This is a genomic window from Lachnoanaerobaculum sp. Marseille-Q4761 (assembly GCF_017565785.1).
Taxonomy (GTDB): domain Bacteria; phylum Bacillota; class Clostridia; order Lachnospirales; family Lachnospiraceae; genus Lachnoanaerobaculum.
Map to the genome: position 1 here is coordinate 323,432 of NZ_JAGEKB010000002.1, position 15,904 is coordinate 339,335.

The window sequence follows — 15,904 nt, forward strand, 5'->3', positions numbered from 1 at the left end:
ATATAACATATGTATTATACTTATTGCATAATAAAACTTAATTTTATAAACTATTACATAGTTATTTATTCTAAGTTTTATCAGTTTTAAAAATATCTTTTATTCTTTACTCGAAATTATAGGGATATTATTCATAACCGTTTCCCCTCCTACCTGCAATGCACTGCTAAACGCACTCATCAACTCATCCCTCTTTTCTTTTGGAAGTTTTGCCAGGCTCTTTATGATTATTCCGGTATTCTTAAATAAGTTCCCTCCAAATTCTTTAAATGTTTTTGCTTCTGTCTCTTCAATCAATGAAAAAACCGTCGAAACAAGAGACTCCCTTGTTTCATCATCGGTTTTTTCAAGCCACGATCCCAATGCTATCCTTACAAAATTGCTTAATCCATCCAGCTCCGACTCTACAAACCCGTCTCTAGTTACCTCCCATGTCATAGCATCATGCTGGAATATACTGTTTGCACTGCTTTTTATTACCTTTTGCTCACCATCATTTGAAAGCAATTGACCTATTATAGATGTTTGTGGAACTATACTACATATTTTATGGGTAATCTGCTTATATTCTTCAGTATCTATAATTTCATCCCTAAATCCGGGACCGTCATTATTATATACTTTGGTAATACGCTTCTTTACTTTATCATTACAAAAGGCTGTTGCATATATTGCAAAATTACCGCCTTTTGAATGTCCTCCAAGTATAAGCTCACCCTTAATACTACTGGATACATCATTTAAGTAATCTGCCGCTTCCTTTGCCCCTTCCGTATCCGACATACAACTCATAAGAAAGTCTTCTTTCCAACCCGTTATAGTACTGTCAGTTCCACGAAAAGCTATGTAATTTGTTCCGTCAGGAAGAAAAAATGTAACAGCCGAAAATTGTTTGATTTCTTCTTCATCAAAAATATCCTTATAATGTCCGATTCTTGTTCCTCCAAAACGCTCACCTTTTACCATCTGTTCCAGTAAAAGAGGGGCTCTTGCTGTAAATTGTCCGTTCTCTCTTATTTCATCCAAAGAATATTTCTCACAAAACACTTCCAGTATCTCCTCGATACCGGAAGTATTATTATTTTCAGGGAATAATTCACTAAAATTCATATACGATATATATGACAGTATAACATTATCTATATCATTAAATGATGCTACCGATAAGCTTACATCATTTCTCCATTTTAAATAGTCGAGTAGTTCCATTTTTATTTTATCCTTTTCAAATCACAAACTGCTTTTATTACTGTATATATTGCAGTTATAATATTCTTAATATGTATTTTTATCAAGAACCGGCGAAACTTTCAAAACTTCCAGAACGACTCCTTCCCCCACATTATTTCGTCCCTCCATTATATGAAATTTTGCTCCGACAACCAATTGAGAATAATCAACTTTCTCATAAAATAGATATACAATACATTTAATCCATATATCAAAGTCCATTGCATCTCCTTCAATAAAACTTATTCCAAGATATCTATTATCTCCTTTTACCATAAGGTGGGGACAATATTTTCCGCTGTTTAAATCAGGTAATATCTTTCTTTTTTTACTATAAAATTTCACACTACATACCAATTTCATATCCACACTATTTCACTCTTTCATTACTGCCCATCGACCTGATTTAGTTGTTCCTTATCTTTTAATGAAGACTTGAGCTTTAATATTCTTTATATTGTATCTTACTCCTCAAATTTTTTAATATATTATATCACTTTTATAATCTTTTCTCCACTTTCTGCAAATCAGTACCCACCTACCTATAAATAATATTTGGTAAAGTTCCACTATATGATGACCCAAATTTCAATAGTATAAAAAGAGTGGATTGAAAATCAACCCACCCTGATATTTGTCAAAAAACTGTATTAAATTTCTACAATTCAGACCTCAACTCCCCAGACTTCAATCTGTGTAAGCGCCGGGAACGGGGATTCTCCCTCCGCCTTTATAAGCCTTTCAAGCACAAGGCTTTTTATTTTTCTTTCCTTTATCTGAAAGCACTGTGGCTTTTCGGATTTTTCAAGTTTTAAAGTTTCACTGCTGCCGTCATCAAAATTAATGTCTGCACTTACCCAATAATTATCATGTGGATAATCCGCTCTTAGAGTAAGTCTTATTTCATTTATAAGAACCTCTCTTCCAAAATCAATAGTAAGAGCCGCCGCCGGATCTCTGTTAATACCCCAGCTCTGATAAGGATATTTTCCATGAGATGAGTTTGCATACATTCCGTCTACAGCATTTCTTGCCGCAAATACCGCCTCACCTCTGGTTTCTACATTAGCGGATGCATGAGGATAAAAAGTATTATTTTCATGCTGATCATAAACATTTAATGCAAGGTTTTTTATCTTTTTTATTTCCTCAGCCGTGGCATATCTTGCTCCAATATAATGTATCATTCCTGTAAAGCTTTTTGGTGAATAATTCGGTCGGTTATTTGCAGGAGGTATAAAAAATTCCATACTTCTGCCGGGGATATATATAAATGCCTCTCTCATACTGTCCTCAAAACGCACCACACAGTATCTTCCGGCTTTATCCGTATCAAGTACTATTCTGTCACCATCTATGTATTCACTGCAATATACAAGCTCCGCTCTATTATCTCCCTCAAAGCCGCAGGCTCTTTCTATCTCTCCCCTACCTACTATTTTAAGTTTAATCATATCTGCTCCCGTTAAAGTACAAATTCTTTTCTCTTTATATTACTGCGTAAGGTTATTTTACTTACCAATACATTTTCCAATCATCCCTTGCAAGCCTTGTAAGAGCCTCCATAAAGAAATAATCTCCCCAAATAACACATTCATCAACACCACTGTTTTTACAGGTATTATAAGGTGTCTTCTTGGCATAAGTTCCATGTAAAAGCTGACCGTTTGATATACTTCTATCCTTTACCTGATAGTCCTTTATAAGAGAATACATGATTTTCTTTGCTACTGAAGTATAGTATGTTCTGCTTTCTTCATCCAAATATTTACTCATTTCCAAGAATCCGCATATTGCGATTGCAGCTGATGAAGAGTCTCTTGGCTGCTCATTTTCATCTCCGTCACCAAAACTTAGATCCCAATAAGGGCAAAGATCTGTAGGCAGATGTTTTAAGAAATACTTTGATACTCTTTCAAAATATTTTATATACTCCTTATCTCCGGTATTTTTATATGCAATGGCAGTTCCATAGATTCCCCATGCCTGTCCTCTTGCCCATGCTGATGCATCCTTATATCCTTGACAGGTAGCACCATGAGAAAATTCACCGGTATCCGGATCAAAAAATATTGTATGCCATGTGGAATCATCATCTCTTATTATATGCTTCATTGTAGTAAGAATATGATTTTTTGCAATCTTCGCATAATGCTCATCCTTTGTAACCTCACTTGCCCAGTAGAGTAGAGGTACATTTAACATACAGTCTATAATAAGTCTGGCATTATCTCTTGCCCACATCTCTCCCCATGCCTGAATATACTTTCCCTCAGGGCGATATCTGCTGCAAAGCTGGTCTGCCGCCTTTATTGCCGCCTCCTTTGCATTTTCATAAGAAATCAGGCTGTAAGCGGCAACACAGGACGGTATATAAAGAAATCCCATATCATGGTGATCTATATAATGTCTTATATTTATACGCTCCAAAAATGAGTCTACCTGTTTTTTTCCGGCTGTTTCAAATAATTCTTTGTCCTTCTCATTCTTTGCATTTTCATAGGAAAGCCATACCTCTCCTGTCCAAAAACCGCTTGTCCAATCGGTATTGATACCCGGTGTGTAGAAATTACCCTCACTGTTTGCCGCCGGAAAATGCTCCTCAAATTCAGGTAGATTATTCTTCACCTGTTCCATAGCCATATCCAAAGCCTCTTTAATCATACTGTCCGTGGCTTCCGGGTATTCTTCCAATAAATTAATGTCAATCCATTTATCCACTTAATAAATCTCCTTTTAAATTCTACCATTTAAGCACAGTCATATATTCGGGATTTTTATGAAATGCAGCGACCATGGTTTGTCCAAGCCCGTATACTCCTCTTATACCGTTTAAGTCACTATGGTTCCCCACATCATTTCTAATGAGAACAACCCCGTATTTCTCTTCATTTCTTGTAATTACATATCCTTGGGCTGCATCCTTTGCAAGCATAGTTTCATAAGAAAAATTGTATACATCCTCTTTTATAATCTCTGTTTTTTTATTTACCATGTTTTTGGTAATTATAGTAGTTAAAAAATATGAACTCCTTGTATTTATATTAAGAGCACTCGTTTCTTCTATCTGATTATAATGTCTTGAGAGCGGAGAATTTATTATATCAGGTAATATTTCACCGTTTTCATCAAAGCTCTTTACACTAAATTCACATCTTTCACCTTTTCCGATTACCACATTACTTTCCGTCTTTAAGCTTATATTCTTTCCAAAGGCAAAATGCTGTGATAAAACATGGTCTTTATTCCCGATAATTTCATCACTTATAATAATGATATCGGATGTCGGTGCTACAACACGCCTTCTAAGCAGCACTCCAATGTTCATATACCCACAGTGAAATCCTTCAAATAACAGCATGTTTTCTTTTATAACAAAAGTATTGCCCATGGAAGCCGGTAGGCTTTTATATATCCATGAATCCCTACACTCCGCATACTCAGTGTTATTTATAATGGGAACATTGTGAATCTGACTGCCTTTAAGTCTATATCTTTCATCAATATCTTTATATGTAAAACGCCCGCTGTCTCTAAGTATTTCCTCACCCTCAAACCAAATTTCAATATGAAGCTTGTCCTGATGCCCGTGACCTCCCCCAAGACTTGTGTTTCTAAAATATATAAAGCTTGAATCATCATTATAGGAATTTCGCCATATTGCCTCGCCGCTTTCATGACAAGCCATAAGTCCTCCGGGGGGTTCCTTAGCTTCCAATTTCTCATAAAAATCTATCCCCTCAGGACCAAAAAGCCATGCGCTTTCAAAATCAAGTTCCTTATAAGCTGCGAATTTAAGTTTTACATCTTTAAACAATAATGCCGCCCGACTTAATAAATCTCTTACATCAGTGTCATCCGAATCTCCGGTCAAGATTTGATGGTGATTTGGATAAGTATGATATAAAGTCGCATAAGCCATATTTTTTATAATCCCTTTTTCGTCTTCTGAAAAAACGTCGTCATTATAAAGCTTAGCCACTCTTAAAACTTCCAAATATGTATCCAATACTTCATTATGATACATTGGGGATGCCTCCCATTGCATTCCGTCATCATGTATCTGTGTATAAAGTGCCATTTTTAGAAAATAAATTGCTTTTTTTCTATATTCATCATTTTTCAGCACATGAGAAAGTACATATAGACCTGCATACTCCATTACTCCCCAGTTGCTTTTTATGGAAAATCCCTTTTTAGGATTTGTTGCCAAATGCTTTGCATGTATGGATAATGCATAGAAAAACTTTTCCTTTATTTCATCTGTAATAAGAGGATGGGATATGAAAAATGACATTGCCCTTACCCAGTAGTCTACACGAAGCCCTGTTTCAAGCGTTCTCCAAACTTTTCTGTCGGCATTTTTAATATCTATATTTTCATTTATCCAGTCAAGCAACTGATTTAGAAAAGTCTTTACATATATATCATTTTGATTGATCCAAAATGCCTGCCCCAAACATATCCAATATCTGTGCCTATTTAATTGAAAAATAAATTCTTCATCCTCATTAAAGCAATAATTCCACTTTATTTTTTCTTTAAAATTTACCGCCTCATTTGTGGCTTCCATATCCCATGGAAGTCTGAAAAGAAATGTATTTTCAACAACTTCATCTGCGGTTTGAAGAACAATATCCCTCATTTCTTTGCAGTTTTTATTACAAAAGTCCGCAATCTTTATATAATCTTCTTTCTTAAATGCAAAATGCTCTTTAAAATCATCCCACAACAAATCTATATTATTCATATTGCAGTCTTCCAATTCTTAAGGAAACCGTCATTTTGACGCTCCATCCATTTAATGACTTCCTCTTCCATCTTTTTTGCAAGCCTTTTATTCTCTTCAATCTCTAAATCAAGAATTGTTTTTTGCTGCGGATCATTTTTAATATCATAAAGATATCTTTTGGGATTAGAAATAACATCATATCCCAGTTCCATAACATAGGTATACTCCTGTGTTCTAACACCTCGCCATCCAAATCCGGCAGGATCCTTACCGACTTTTTTAAATTTTTCCACAAAATCCGCTCTGCCCGGGCATGCCATAATAAAGCTTACTCTATTCTTATCCTCTGCTCCTTTAATAAATTTTGAGCAGTCCTCTCCTTCAACACTGTCAGGTATGGAACAACCCAAAAGCCCCAAGACAGTAGGCATCATATCCTGACTTCCTATACAGGTGTAGCATCTTTTATTATTGTTTCCCGGTACATGCAATACAAAAGGAATTTTTATTGACTCCTCATACCAGACATGCTTTCCCATCAGTCCGTGTGAACCCATCATATCACCATGATCCGCCGACAGGATAACAAGAGTATCCTCATATAAATTATTTTCTTTTAGGAAGTCAATCAACCTTCCAAACTGCTTGTCAAGACCGCTTATAGCCGCATAATACTGCTTTGTGGTAAGTCTAAGCTCTTCCTCACTCATTGCAGCATTTTCACCTGTGTGATGATGAATATTCTCTAAACTCACATTCTCCTTTAACTCCACATCCTCATACAGTTTTAAATATTCATCCGGAACTTCACTGTAAACACTATGTGGCGGATTCCAAGATATATACATTGCAAAGGGCTTTGATTTATCCCTTATTTTTGACAGATATTCTATTGCCTTATCCGTTTCATGCTCAGGCGACCATTTGTTTACCTTAATCATCTCATCACTGTCATGCCAATAATGCGGTGATAAATGCATATCATAGGTACCGTAGGAATACCAATAATCAAATCCATGCCTTCTTACTCCCGGCGGAGTATAGGCATCCCAATCTCTTGCACCGGATTTTGGAAACTCATGATAGTTTTGCTCAGGTTCATCCAAATGCCATTTTCCGATATATGCGGTATCATAACCCGATTTTTTAAGTACCTGACCTATACATATCTCTTCATCTTTTAACCTTAAAGATAATCCCCTCTTACAATTTGTAAAAAATCCTGCTGAGAGAGGATATTTTCCGGTCATAAGACTGGCTCTATGAGGAGAGCAGACCGGAAAGGTACTGAAAGTGTGATCACAATAAGTAGATTCTTCACAAAACTTATCCATATTCGGAGTTTTAACCGGATCTTCCTTTGCATATCCGAGAGCTCCGGCTCTCCATTGATCTGCAAAAACAAACAATAAATTCATATTGTACTTCCTTCCTAGCCCTTCACTCCTCCGGTTATTCCACCGATGATTTTCTTTGAAAGTCCTATATAAAGCACAAATGTCGGTATAAATACAATTATTACTGAAGCAAATAATCCTGACCAGTCACCGCTGTATTTCATTCCGTTAATCATTGAGAATAATCCCAGTGCTACAGGTCTTAGTTTCTCTGAATTTACAAACAAAAGTGAAAGGAAATATTCATTCCATATTGCTATAAAATTAAAAATTGTTACCGTTACAACTCCGCCCTGTGCTAACGGAAATACAATCAGCCAAAAAGCCTTTATCGGATGACATCCGTCTATTGCAGCCGCCTCTTCATAGGCACTTGATATGTTGGCAAAGTATGCCATAAGGAAAGTCGTTGTATATGGTACCTTTATGGCTACAAACAAAACTATAAGTACTATTCTGTTTGAAAAAGCATTGCCAAGCATTCCTGCTCCAGCCACCAAGGTATACAAAGGTATTATTACCATTATAAGCGGTACTCCCATAGTTCCCGCCAGTGCAGAAGTGATAAGCTTTCTTCCCTTAAATTCAAATCTTTGCAAAACATAGGCATATGGTGCACATACAAGGATAATAAATGCACAGGATAAAACCGCATAAATGAGTGAATTGACAAAAAATACCGAAACATTTGATGATACCCATGCCTTGGCATAATTCTCAAAATGAAGTCCCGTTTTAAATCCTAAAATATCTCCCGAGAATATATCCGCAGTAGTGGACAAGCTTGCCGCCACCACCCAACCTAAAAGTACCGCCGTAAAGGCAACCCAAAGTATTAAAATTATATATCCCGGTAAAAGTTTAATCTCTTTTGATAAATTAAAAGGTGCGGATTTTTCTTTATTTTTCAGTGCTTTCATAATCTAACCTTTCTTAAAATTCCAAATCATCATCTTTAAGAACCTTGTTGGCAACTCTAAATATAATTATTACAAAAGCACAAAGAATTATACCTATTGCTGCACCTGCCCCGGCATCACGGGAAATAATATCAGCGGTTTCAGCTCCGAACACCTTTGTATACATATAAACCATAGGAACTACAGTAGATGTATCTGCGGTTAAAGGTGAGAAAAGCTGAGACCATATAAAGAATCCGGCAATGCTTATTGACCACATAATAATATTTGTTCTTAAAATTCCTCTTAAAAGCGGCAATGTTATATGAAAAAACTGCTGAAACTTATTTGCTCCGTCTATACCTGAAGCTTCATAGTATTCCTTACTTATTCTTTCAATACCGCTAATCCATATAAGCATATGATGTCCTATCATTCCGAAGCAGTAAGAAAATAAAAGTGCAAAGAACTTATGCTCCGCATCCAACCATTGTATTTTTGCAAGACTCTCCAAACCTATTATTCTAAAAAATGTTGTAAAAAATCCATATGAAGAGTTAAAGGCATATTGAATCCACATTGTAGCCATAGCTACCGCACTTATTACATTTGGCAAATATATTGCCGCCTGAAAAAATCCCTTTCCCCTTATTCCACTTGTTAAAATAATAGCTAATAATAAAGATATTGAAAGTGTAACTATACCTCCGATTGTCCATATCTTTGCTATATTGATAAGTGACTGTATAAACAATGGAGCATTAAATAAATCCGCATAATTTCCAAGCCCTCTAAACTCCCACTTACTTATCGGATCCGTAATTTCCACAATCTTAAAAAAACTCATAATTACGGTTCTTATTATTGGGTAAATAAATACTCCAAGAAACAATATTGTTCCGGGAATAGTAAATGCCCAAATCATACTTTTATTACGTTTCATAAATATTTTCCCTTCTGAAACAGGTAACAAACGGGCTTATTTAAGCTACTTATCTTACAGGTAGCATTATGATGTTTAAAAAGAGCAGGTCAAATAACGACCTCGTTACCCGCCTGCCCTCTTTGTTTATTTAAGCCTTTATTTTCCTGCCGCCTTCTTCATATTCTCAACAAATTCAGTACCTGTAATTTTTCCTGAATAAAGCTTGATCAAATTCTCCTTTAATGCCGGTGTAATCTCCGGATTGCTTTCAGCACCACCCATAATCTCTGTACAATTGTCAAAGTATGGTTTTACATCAGCCAGCTGCTCCGGCCATGAATGATTTTGTGAATCTGCCGGAAGACTTATGCTCTCTTTAGCAAGCTTCTCGTCATATTCGCCTCTTGTCATCTTCTCGATAAATCCGAATGCAGCCTCTTTATTTTTACATACTGAAGTAATGGCAAAGCTCTGTCCACCTATCATCATAGCTTCTGAACCATTAATTCCGTTATTAACTTCAGGATATGCAAAGAATCCCCATTCAAAATCAGGTCCTGTAATATTTTTAACTTCATTAACCACATATGTTCCTACTGCATACATTGCAACCTTACCTGTAGCAAATTCGGTATTCTGTCCTGTCGGGAATACATTTGAAGCCACAAGCTCTGAGAAATATCCCTTTGATGCAAGCTCTGCGAGGTCATTAGCTGTTTGTAAAACCTCAGGTCTGTCCCACTCATTATTGTTAATGGTTTCCTTTAAGCCTTCACTTCCTACAAGTCTTCCAAGATGCATACCGAAAGCCTGTGGTACATAGGCATCATCAGTAGTAATCGGAGTTATTCCCGCGTCTTTAAGCTTCTGACATGCAGCAAGGAATTCTTCCCAGTTTGCAGGTGCCTTATCTATTCCTGCTTCCTTGAAAAGCTTTTTATTATAAAAATAAGCATTTGCCTTAAACTGATATGGAATCTCTTTAAGTACACCTTCATTATAGCTTCTGAAAAGCTTCATCATTGTCGGATTTGAACGTGACTCATAATCACTTTCTTTAACCAAATCCTCAAGGCTTATAATACGATCTCCGTAATTGCTCTTATTTCCCTGTCCGTCAAAGAAGTCTACCTGCTGTTTTGCATCAAGAGCCGGAATCAAACCTTCTTTAATCCCTTTACGACCTTTAAACTCTACCTCTATCTCTACACCGGTTTCTTTTTCATAAGCTTTAACAGCCTCTGCAATAACAATTCCCTGTGGCTCGGTAGCTTCCCAGTTTGACCAGTACACAAGCTTTACACCACTGTAGTCAGGACCGTCGGTTTTACTCTCACCCTGTGCTTGGGCACTTGTACTCTCTCCTGATGATTGAGCGGCTGTAGTACTTTCCTTAGCTGTATTATTACCGCATCCTGCCAGTGCCGACACTATCATCACACCGGAAATCATAACAACACCAATTTTTTGTAAAAACTTTCTTTTCATATAATCCTCCTTGTATATTTACATATAAATTTTTACAAATTTTATTAAACTGTATTCCTTTTGGGAAAACAGAAAATATAATTCTACGAAAAAGCTTCGTTAAGAGTCTGTCAATCCATATAAAGATCCGCATTATTTTCAAGAGCAATATCGATTCTACATGGTATAACATCGGGAACGGAAATATTTTTTATTAAACAATCCACCATTATCTTAAAAGCCATATATCCTTTTTCATAAGGATTTTGATCTATAACCGCCGACATTTTCTTTTGCTTCAGAAACTCCAAGGTCTCTTCATTTAAGTCGGTACCTATTATTGCAACATTTTTGTTTTTTCCTTGTTTTTCAAGGGCTTCTACAAATGCTCTGTTGTCATGAGAAGTAAGAGCATACATAAGACATATATCACTATACTTATCAAGTGCCTCACAGGCATTTTTATATAACTCTCCCCTATGATCCATATTTCTTGTATATCCTGTTATAAGCTCTATTGTCAGCCCCGGTTTGTTCTCCTTTATATAATTACAAAAACTTTCCAAGCGATTTGCATGTATTTTAGAGTCTGTGCGTCCGCAGGATACAAGTAACCTTCCCTTATCGGATGTTATAAGTCCGGCAAGCTCCGCCGCCACTTTACCCACCTGTACTTCCCTTGGCGGAATACTGATAAGGCCTTCCGGGATTTCGATATGATCATCTATTACCAAAACCTTCATATCCCTTGCGAGCATACTCTGAAACTGCATAAGTACCTCAGCTGCTCTTGTGAAAGAAATTGTTATAACTCCCCCGTACTCACCCGGTCCCATTTTTGCAATCTCTTTCAGCTGTTCAAGTTGCATTTCTTCGTTATCACATACAAAAGGACTTATTTCTATATTTAATCCCTTCAGTTCATCCGCACCCTTGTTAATGCCAAGCCATAAATAGTCAAAATAAATCTTTTTTTCCCATTTATCCTTAGGGAGAACCACCGCAACCCTCTGTGTTTTTCTCTTAATGGAAGCTGCAGCATAATTTTCCACATACCCCATTTCATTCGCTGTTTCTATAATCTTGGAACGAAGTTCGTCGCTTATTCCTTCCTTACCCCTGAGAGCTCTGTGAACAGAAACAGCAGATATACCCAATTCTTTTGATATATCCTTTATGGTTACCTTTCCTGAAGCTTTCTTCATAAATAATTCATCTCCAATCTTTTAAAGTGAATCAAGATATAATTTAAATTATCGTTTGCGTAACCGTTTACTTATGTGGTAAGTATATACCAAAATCATTTTGTTGTCAATATTTTTATTTAAGTTGTATAAAATCTATCAGCTTGAAAAAATTACAGTTTCGCTACCCCTTTAGAGCTTATTTTACAATCCTAATCGCAACTCTTTCTTAAAACTTCGCATGATTTTACGCAATTTTAAAAAACTTGTTTGTTCACTTTTGTAGCGGCAAAATGCACTCGAATAAGTCCTTTACTGCTAAATCCTGCCCGGTTTTTATAAAAGAGTTAAACGATTTAAGGATTGTAAAATTAAAAGTCACAAAATATATAATACCTGAACTGCAACTCAAAAAAACCTTGAATAATCAAGGTTTTTTTGTCATTTTCAGCTTAAGCTTTTTGCTATCTCAAGTATTCTGTCATAGCAGGCATCAAAGAATATTTTATAAGCTTTACAAAAATAATTACTGTATAATCCGCTATCCGGATTAAAATCTCTATTGCGTTGACATCCGCCTCTACAGACTCTGTAATATTTGCATTCCCTGCATCCGCTATCCAGCTTAAATGATTTTTCTATAAAGCCTATTTCAAGTCTTTTTTCGTCTATCTCGCTCATATTGTTTTCATTAAAATTCCCAAGGCAATATTCGTCCATAGCATAGAAATCACAGGGATATACACTTCCGTCAGCTTCCACTACCGTTTGAATCCCACATACTCCATTCTGCTCACAGGATTCCGCCATATACCCCCCGGCAAGGTTTATATAATTTATAAACTGCCTGTTATAAGGATCTTTTCCTTTTTTATAATCCTTGTACCATAGATCAAATAATTTAATTAAAAACTCTCCGTAAATCTCTGAGGTCAAAGAATATGACTTAGTTCCACGCTCTTCATCAATGGGATCAAGACAGGCTATGTACTGCTGATATTTCCAGCCCTGCTTTTTATAAAAGTGATATATGTCGGAAATATTCTTTGCCACATCAGATGTAACAACCGTTAAAATATTATAATCCACATTATATTTATCAAGAAGCTTCGCTGAGTTTATTACTCTCTCAAAGGTAGAATCTCCGGATTTTGTATGACGGTAGGAATTATGTATTTTTTCCGTACCGTCTACAGACAATCCAATTAAAAAATTATTTTCCTTAAAAAAAGAACACCATTCATCCGTCAATGTAAAGCCGTTCGTTTGAAGAGCATTACTTACTTCTACATTATTTTTATTATATTGTCTCTGGTAAGCCAATGCTTTTTTAAAAAAATCAATACCGCATAAAGTAGGCTCACCTCCCTGAAAAGCGTAGTGTATGCTGCCCTCCGCCCTAAGCATGGTTTTTCTGATTGTATTTTTTAAAGTCTTCTCAGACATAAATCCATAGGAATCATGTGTACGCTTATTCGCCTCATCACAGTAAAAACAATATTCACAGGACATATTGCATAAACTGGATGCCGGCTTGATTAAAACAGTTATTGGGGGCATGTGGTCTCCTTTTTTGTTAGTGTAAATTATAAGTCAAATTCTTTTGCACGTAATGCATTGACTTCATCTGCAGAATATACCATTCCTGCTTTTATGGAATCAACGCATTTCTTTAGGTTTGCATCAAGCTACTCTCCGGTCATTTTTAGCAACAGCTGCCGATGTCGATATATTTGTAGTGGTAGAACCTCTTTTGAAATCCTAGAGACTACACCAAACATAATACTAGTTAACAACCCCCATTTCAAATGGGGGTTTAATTTTAACCCCTCCGGGGTATTTCTCCGGTTCCGCCAAGGGCGGGATTTCGCAGTACCATTTTTATCGGTAGCCTCCTAAAGAAGGCTCTTCTACTTTCTTCCGTCCGCTACCTTATCATTTTCTTCTTGTTCCTTAATATATTTCAAGATTGTTTCTTCATTTACATTTCCTACTGTTGATACATAATATCCTCTTGCCCAAAAATGACGATCGCCCCATTTATTTCTATACTCAGGATGTCTATCAAATAGCATTAATGCACTTTTACCTTTTAAATATGACATGAATTCCGATACACTTATTTTTGGTGGAATTGCTATATACATATGAATATGATCTATACATACTCTTCCATCTATCAACTTTACCTGTTTCATCTCACACAACTTTTTTATTATTTCCACCAAATCTTTTTTTGTTTCTCCATACATGATTTTTCTTCTGTATTTTGGTATAAAAACAATATGGTAAGTGCAATTCCAACGTGTATGTGTTATACTTTGATTATCCACTTGGATACCTCCTATGCTTTGATATGGCCTGCGAAACCAATATCATTATAGCATAGGAGTTTTTAATACTCTAAGTAACGCTTTGGCTTTGCCGGTTCCCCCATCTCAGATGGGGGATTAATAGCTTTTTTCATTTAGTATCATCATTAACCCTGAATTATTCACCACAGTAGATTTGGCTTAAAAAGCCTACAAGATAATTGTTTTATAAAGCTATCTCGTTCGTAAGTTGGAAAATCACCTGAAAAAAGGGTGCACTATCCCTATGTATCAAAAATAGTCATTTGATATTGGATTATCAAGGCTCATAAGTTACTACTATTCCAACTGTAGTGGCAGTTTCATAATGTTTGAAATCGTTTCATAGAATTCTTTCTTATAAGGGCAACTGCTACACAATTTGAGTACTATATATCTTGCCTTATTTACTACTTTTGCAGCTACTTTTAGCAACTTTAAGCGAATGGTATTGATTTGTTGCTTTCTCATATTTGTAGAGAGCACCAATCGCCTAAACCAATTAAACAGGTTGTATGCAAGAGCATGTACCTGTAAACGATTTGCGTTGACTACCTTGGTTCGACTGCTTACTGAAGAAAAACCAAACCCTGATTTACCTTCTTTTATGAAGTTCTCCATCTTGCCACGCCCACAATAAAATTGAATTACTTTGTGTGGTTCTGATTTCATTGTAGTGACAATAAAAGTATATAGGTGAATAAACTGATTATAGGGTTTTTCTACTTTAAAAACAACTCTCCTTGGATGCGACCAACTTCCTGCCTGATAATAGAACTCACCGTATTCCACCATATAATCCGTTTGATTTTCACGGGCTGCTCTAAATAATGCTGTATCAGCATCTGCAGCGTATTTTATCAATGTTCGGTTTTGCTTCAAGCGGATTGCATACTTACAGTCGTTATCTTCGCAAGCCTTGTATAAATCAGGAGAAGCAAAACCGCTATCACCACGAAGATAAAGAGGGAGCGATGGATATTTTGCACGGTATTCCTGTAACAGTGGAATCATGAATTTGTCAGCATCATTACTACAATACTGTGTGCCGTTACGAAGTTCAGCCTTTAAAAGATCACCTGTAATTCCGTCATAGCAAAGTAGTGGATGATAACCGTGAGCCTGATAATGAAAGTTAAAACCTTCGCCTTCCTGCTTGCCGTAGGTGTTAAGCAGTGTAGAATCAAGGTCAAACATCATGTGCTCCGGAGCCTTAATAGAATAGACAATATCACGCATTTTTGCATTTATAGAATCAAGCTGTGTAAGAGTGTCGTTGTCCATTCTATTCCAAAAACGAGATAGTGTAGGTTGAGAAGCCAAGGCTTCTTTTTCCAAAATAGATGTTAATACCGGATCATTAATCAGTTCATCTGCACAATCATCCTCAAAATAGGCTGCTATAATTTGGTAGAGCATCTGCATAAGGTTATCAGAATCTGTATGAATACGGCTGTTTGTATGGTCATTGGTTTTGAAGAGCTTTTTCACAAGCTTTATAAGACCTACCTTTGCAGCGAATTCTTTGATGAGGAGCAGCCCTCCATCAGAAGAGAGATTTCCACCGTTAAAATTTATTTTAATTTTCTTGTTGCTTTCAAGTGAAATAGTGTTTAAAATTGACATAAGAGGACTTCCTTTCCTTGGCATTGTTTTGATTTGACACCTTAATTTTACCAAGAAAGAGGTCCTTTTTCTATTCACTTTTTAGGTGAAAGT

General features: G+C 36.2%; 13 protein-coding genes. All 13 read right to left on the reverse strand.

The window, feature by feature from the left end:
* Nucleotides 1–99: 99 nt before the first annotated feature.
* The 13 genes from J4O15_RS08695 to J4O15_RS08755 all read right to left on the reverse strand — a co-directional run bounded on the left by J4O15_RS08695 (nucleotide 100) and on the right by J4O15_RS08755 (nucleotide 15,811).
* A complete protein-coding gene (locus tag J4O15_RS08695) occupies nucleotides 100–1,209 on the reverse strand; it encodes an Mbeg1-like protein (RefSeq protein ID WP_208100480.1) in 1,110 nt (369 codons plus the stop codon).
* 66 nt (nucleotides 1,210–1,275) lie between these two features.
* Complete coding sequence (locus tag J4O15_RS08700; RefSeq protein WP_040461745.1) at nucleotides 1,276–1,593, reverse strand: hypothetical protein; 318 nt, start codon at nucleotides 1,591–1,593, stop codon at nucleotides 1,276–1,278.
* A gap of 302 nt (nucleotides 1,594–1,895) precedes the next feature.
* Entirely contained in the window at nucleotides 1,896–2,684 is a 789-nt protein-coding gene (locus J4O15_RS08705) for a carbohydrate-binding protein (RefSeq protein WP_208100481.1), read from the reverse strand.
* A 61-nt stretch (nucleotides 2,685–2,745) separates the two neighbouring features.
* A complete protein-coding gene (locus tag J4O15_RS08710; protein ID WP_208100482.1) occupies nucleotides 2,746–3,951 on the reverse strand; it encodes a glycoside hydrolase family 88 protein in 1,206 nt (401 codons plus the stop codon).
* Between the two features lie 22 nt (nucleotides 3,952–3,973).
* Complete coding sequence (locus J4O15_RS08715) at nucleotides 3,974–5,980, reverse strand: heparinase II/III family protein (RefSeq protein WP_208100483.1); 2,007 nt, start codon at nucleotides 5,978–5,980, stop codon at nucleotides 3,974–3,976.
* A complete protein-coding gene (locus tag J4O15_RS08720; RefSeq protein WP_208100484.1) occupies nucleotides 5,977–7,380 on the reverse strand; it encodes a sulfatase family protein in 1,404 nt (467 codons plus the stop codon). Before J4O15_RS08720 ends, J4O15_RS08715 begins: the two co-directional genes overlap by 4 nt.
* Nucleotides 7,381–7,394: 14 nt before the next feature.
* Nucleotides 7,395–8,279, reverse strand: coding sequence for a carbohydrate ABC transporter permease (locus J4O15_RS08725; protein ID WP_208100485.1), 885 nt, complete (start codon nucleotides 8,277–8,279; stop codon nucleotides 7,395–7,397).
* A gap of 13 nt (nucleotides 8,280–8,292) precedes the next feature.
* Complete coding sequence (locus J4O15_RS08730; RefSeq protein WP_008753165.1) at nucleotides 8,293–9,201, reverse strand: carbohydrate ABC transporter permease; 909 nt, start codon at nucleotides 9,199–9,201, stop codon at nucleotides 8,293–8,295.
* A 138-nt stretch (nucleotides 9,202–9,339) separates the two neighbouring features.
* Nucleotides 9,340–10,671, reverse strand: coding sequence for an ABC transporter substrate-binding protein (locus J4O15_RS08735; protein WP_208100486.1), 1,332 nt, complete (start codon nucleotides 10,669–10,671; stop codon nucleotides 9,340–9,342).
* A 110-nt stretch (nucleotides 10,672–10,781) separates the two neighbouring features.
* The gene (locus J4O15_RS08740; protein WP_208100487.1) at nucleotides 10,782–11,855 is read right to left on the reverse strand and encodes a LacI family DNA-binding transcriptional regulator; all 1,074 of its coding nucleotides are present in this window, start codon (nucleotides 11,853–11,855) and stop codon (nucleotides 10,782–10,784) included.
* Nucleotides 11,856–12,281: 426 nt separating this feature from the next.
* On the reverse strand, nucleotides 12,282–13,394 hold the full coding sequence (locus tag J4O15_RS08745) for an anaerobic sulfatase maturase (protein ID WP_208100488.1): 1,113 nt from the start codon (nucleotides 13,392–13,394) through the stop codon (nucleotides 12,282–12,284).
* 350 nt (nucleotides 13,395–13,744) lie between these two features.
* Nucleotides 13,745–14,173, reverse strand: coding sequence for an IS200/IS605 family transposase (tnpA, locus tag J4O15_RS08750; RefSeq protein WP_156791601.1), 429 nt, complete (start codon nucleotides 14,171–14,173; stop codon nucleotides 13,745–13,747).
* 312 nt (nucleotides 14,174–14,485) lie between these two features.
* Nucleotides 14,486–15,811: an IS1380 family transposase gene (locus J4O15_RS08755; protein WP_208099814.1), complete on the reverse strand. Its 1,326-nt coding sequence runs from the start codon at nucleotides 15,809–15,811 to the stop codon at nucleotides 14,486–14,488.
* Nucleotides 15,812–15,904 lie beyond the last annotated feature (93 nt).

Coding starts and splice junctions, on each gene's coding strand:
- J4O15_RS08735 (WP_208100486.1), bottom strand. CDS start 10,671: ATGAAAAGAAAGTTTTTACAAAAAATTGGTGTTGTTATGATTTCCGGT.
- J4O15_RS08705 (WP_208100481.1), bottom strand. CDS start 2,684: ATGATTAAACTTAAAATAGTAGGTAGGGGAGAGATAGAAAGAGCCTGC.
- J4O15_RS08730 (WP_008753165.1), bottom strand. CDS start 9,201: ATGAAACGTAATAAAAGTATGATTTGGGCATTTACTATTCCCGGAACA.
- J4O15_RS08745 (WP_208100488.1), bottom strand. CDS start 13,394: ATGCCCCCAATAACTGTTTTAATCAAGCCGGCATCCAGTTTATGCAAT.
- J4O15_RS08740 (WP_208100487.1), bottom strand. CDS start 11,855: ATGAAGAAAGCTTCAGGAAAGGTAACCATAAAGGATATATCAAAAGAA.
- J4O15_RS08720 (WP_208100484.1), bottom strand. CDS start 7,380: ATGAATTTATTGTTTGTTTTTGCAGATCAATGGAGAGCCGGAGCTCTC.
- J4O15_RS08695 (WP_208100480.1), bottom strand. CDS start 1,209: ATGGAACTACTCGACTATTTAAAATGGAGAAATGATGTAAGCTTATCG.
- J4O15_RS08755 (WP_208099814.1), bottom strand. CDS start 15,811: ATGTCAATTTTAAACACTATTTCACTTGAAAGCAACAAGAAAATTAAA.
- J4O15_RS08725 (WP_208100485.1), bottom strand. CDS start 8,279: ATGAAAGCACTGAAAAATAAAGAAAAATCCGCACCTTTTAATTTATCA.
- J4O15_RS08700 (WP_040461745.1), bottom strand. CDS start 1,593: ATGAAATTGGTATGTAGTGTGAAATTTTATAGTAAAAAAAGAAAGATA.
- J4O15_RS08715 (WP_208100483.1), bottom strand. CDS start 5,980: ATGAATAATATAGATTTGTTGTGGGATGATTTTAAAGAGCATTTTGCA.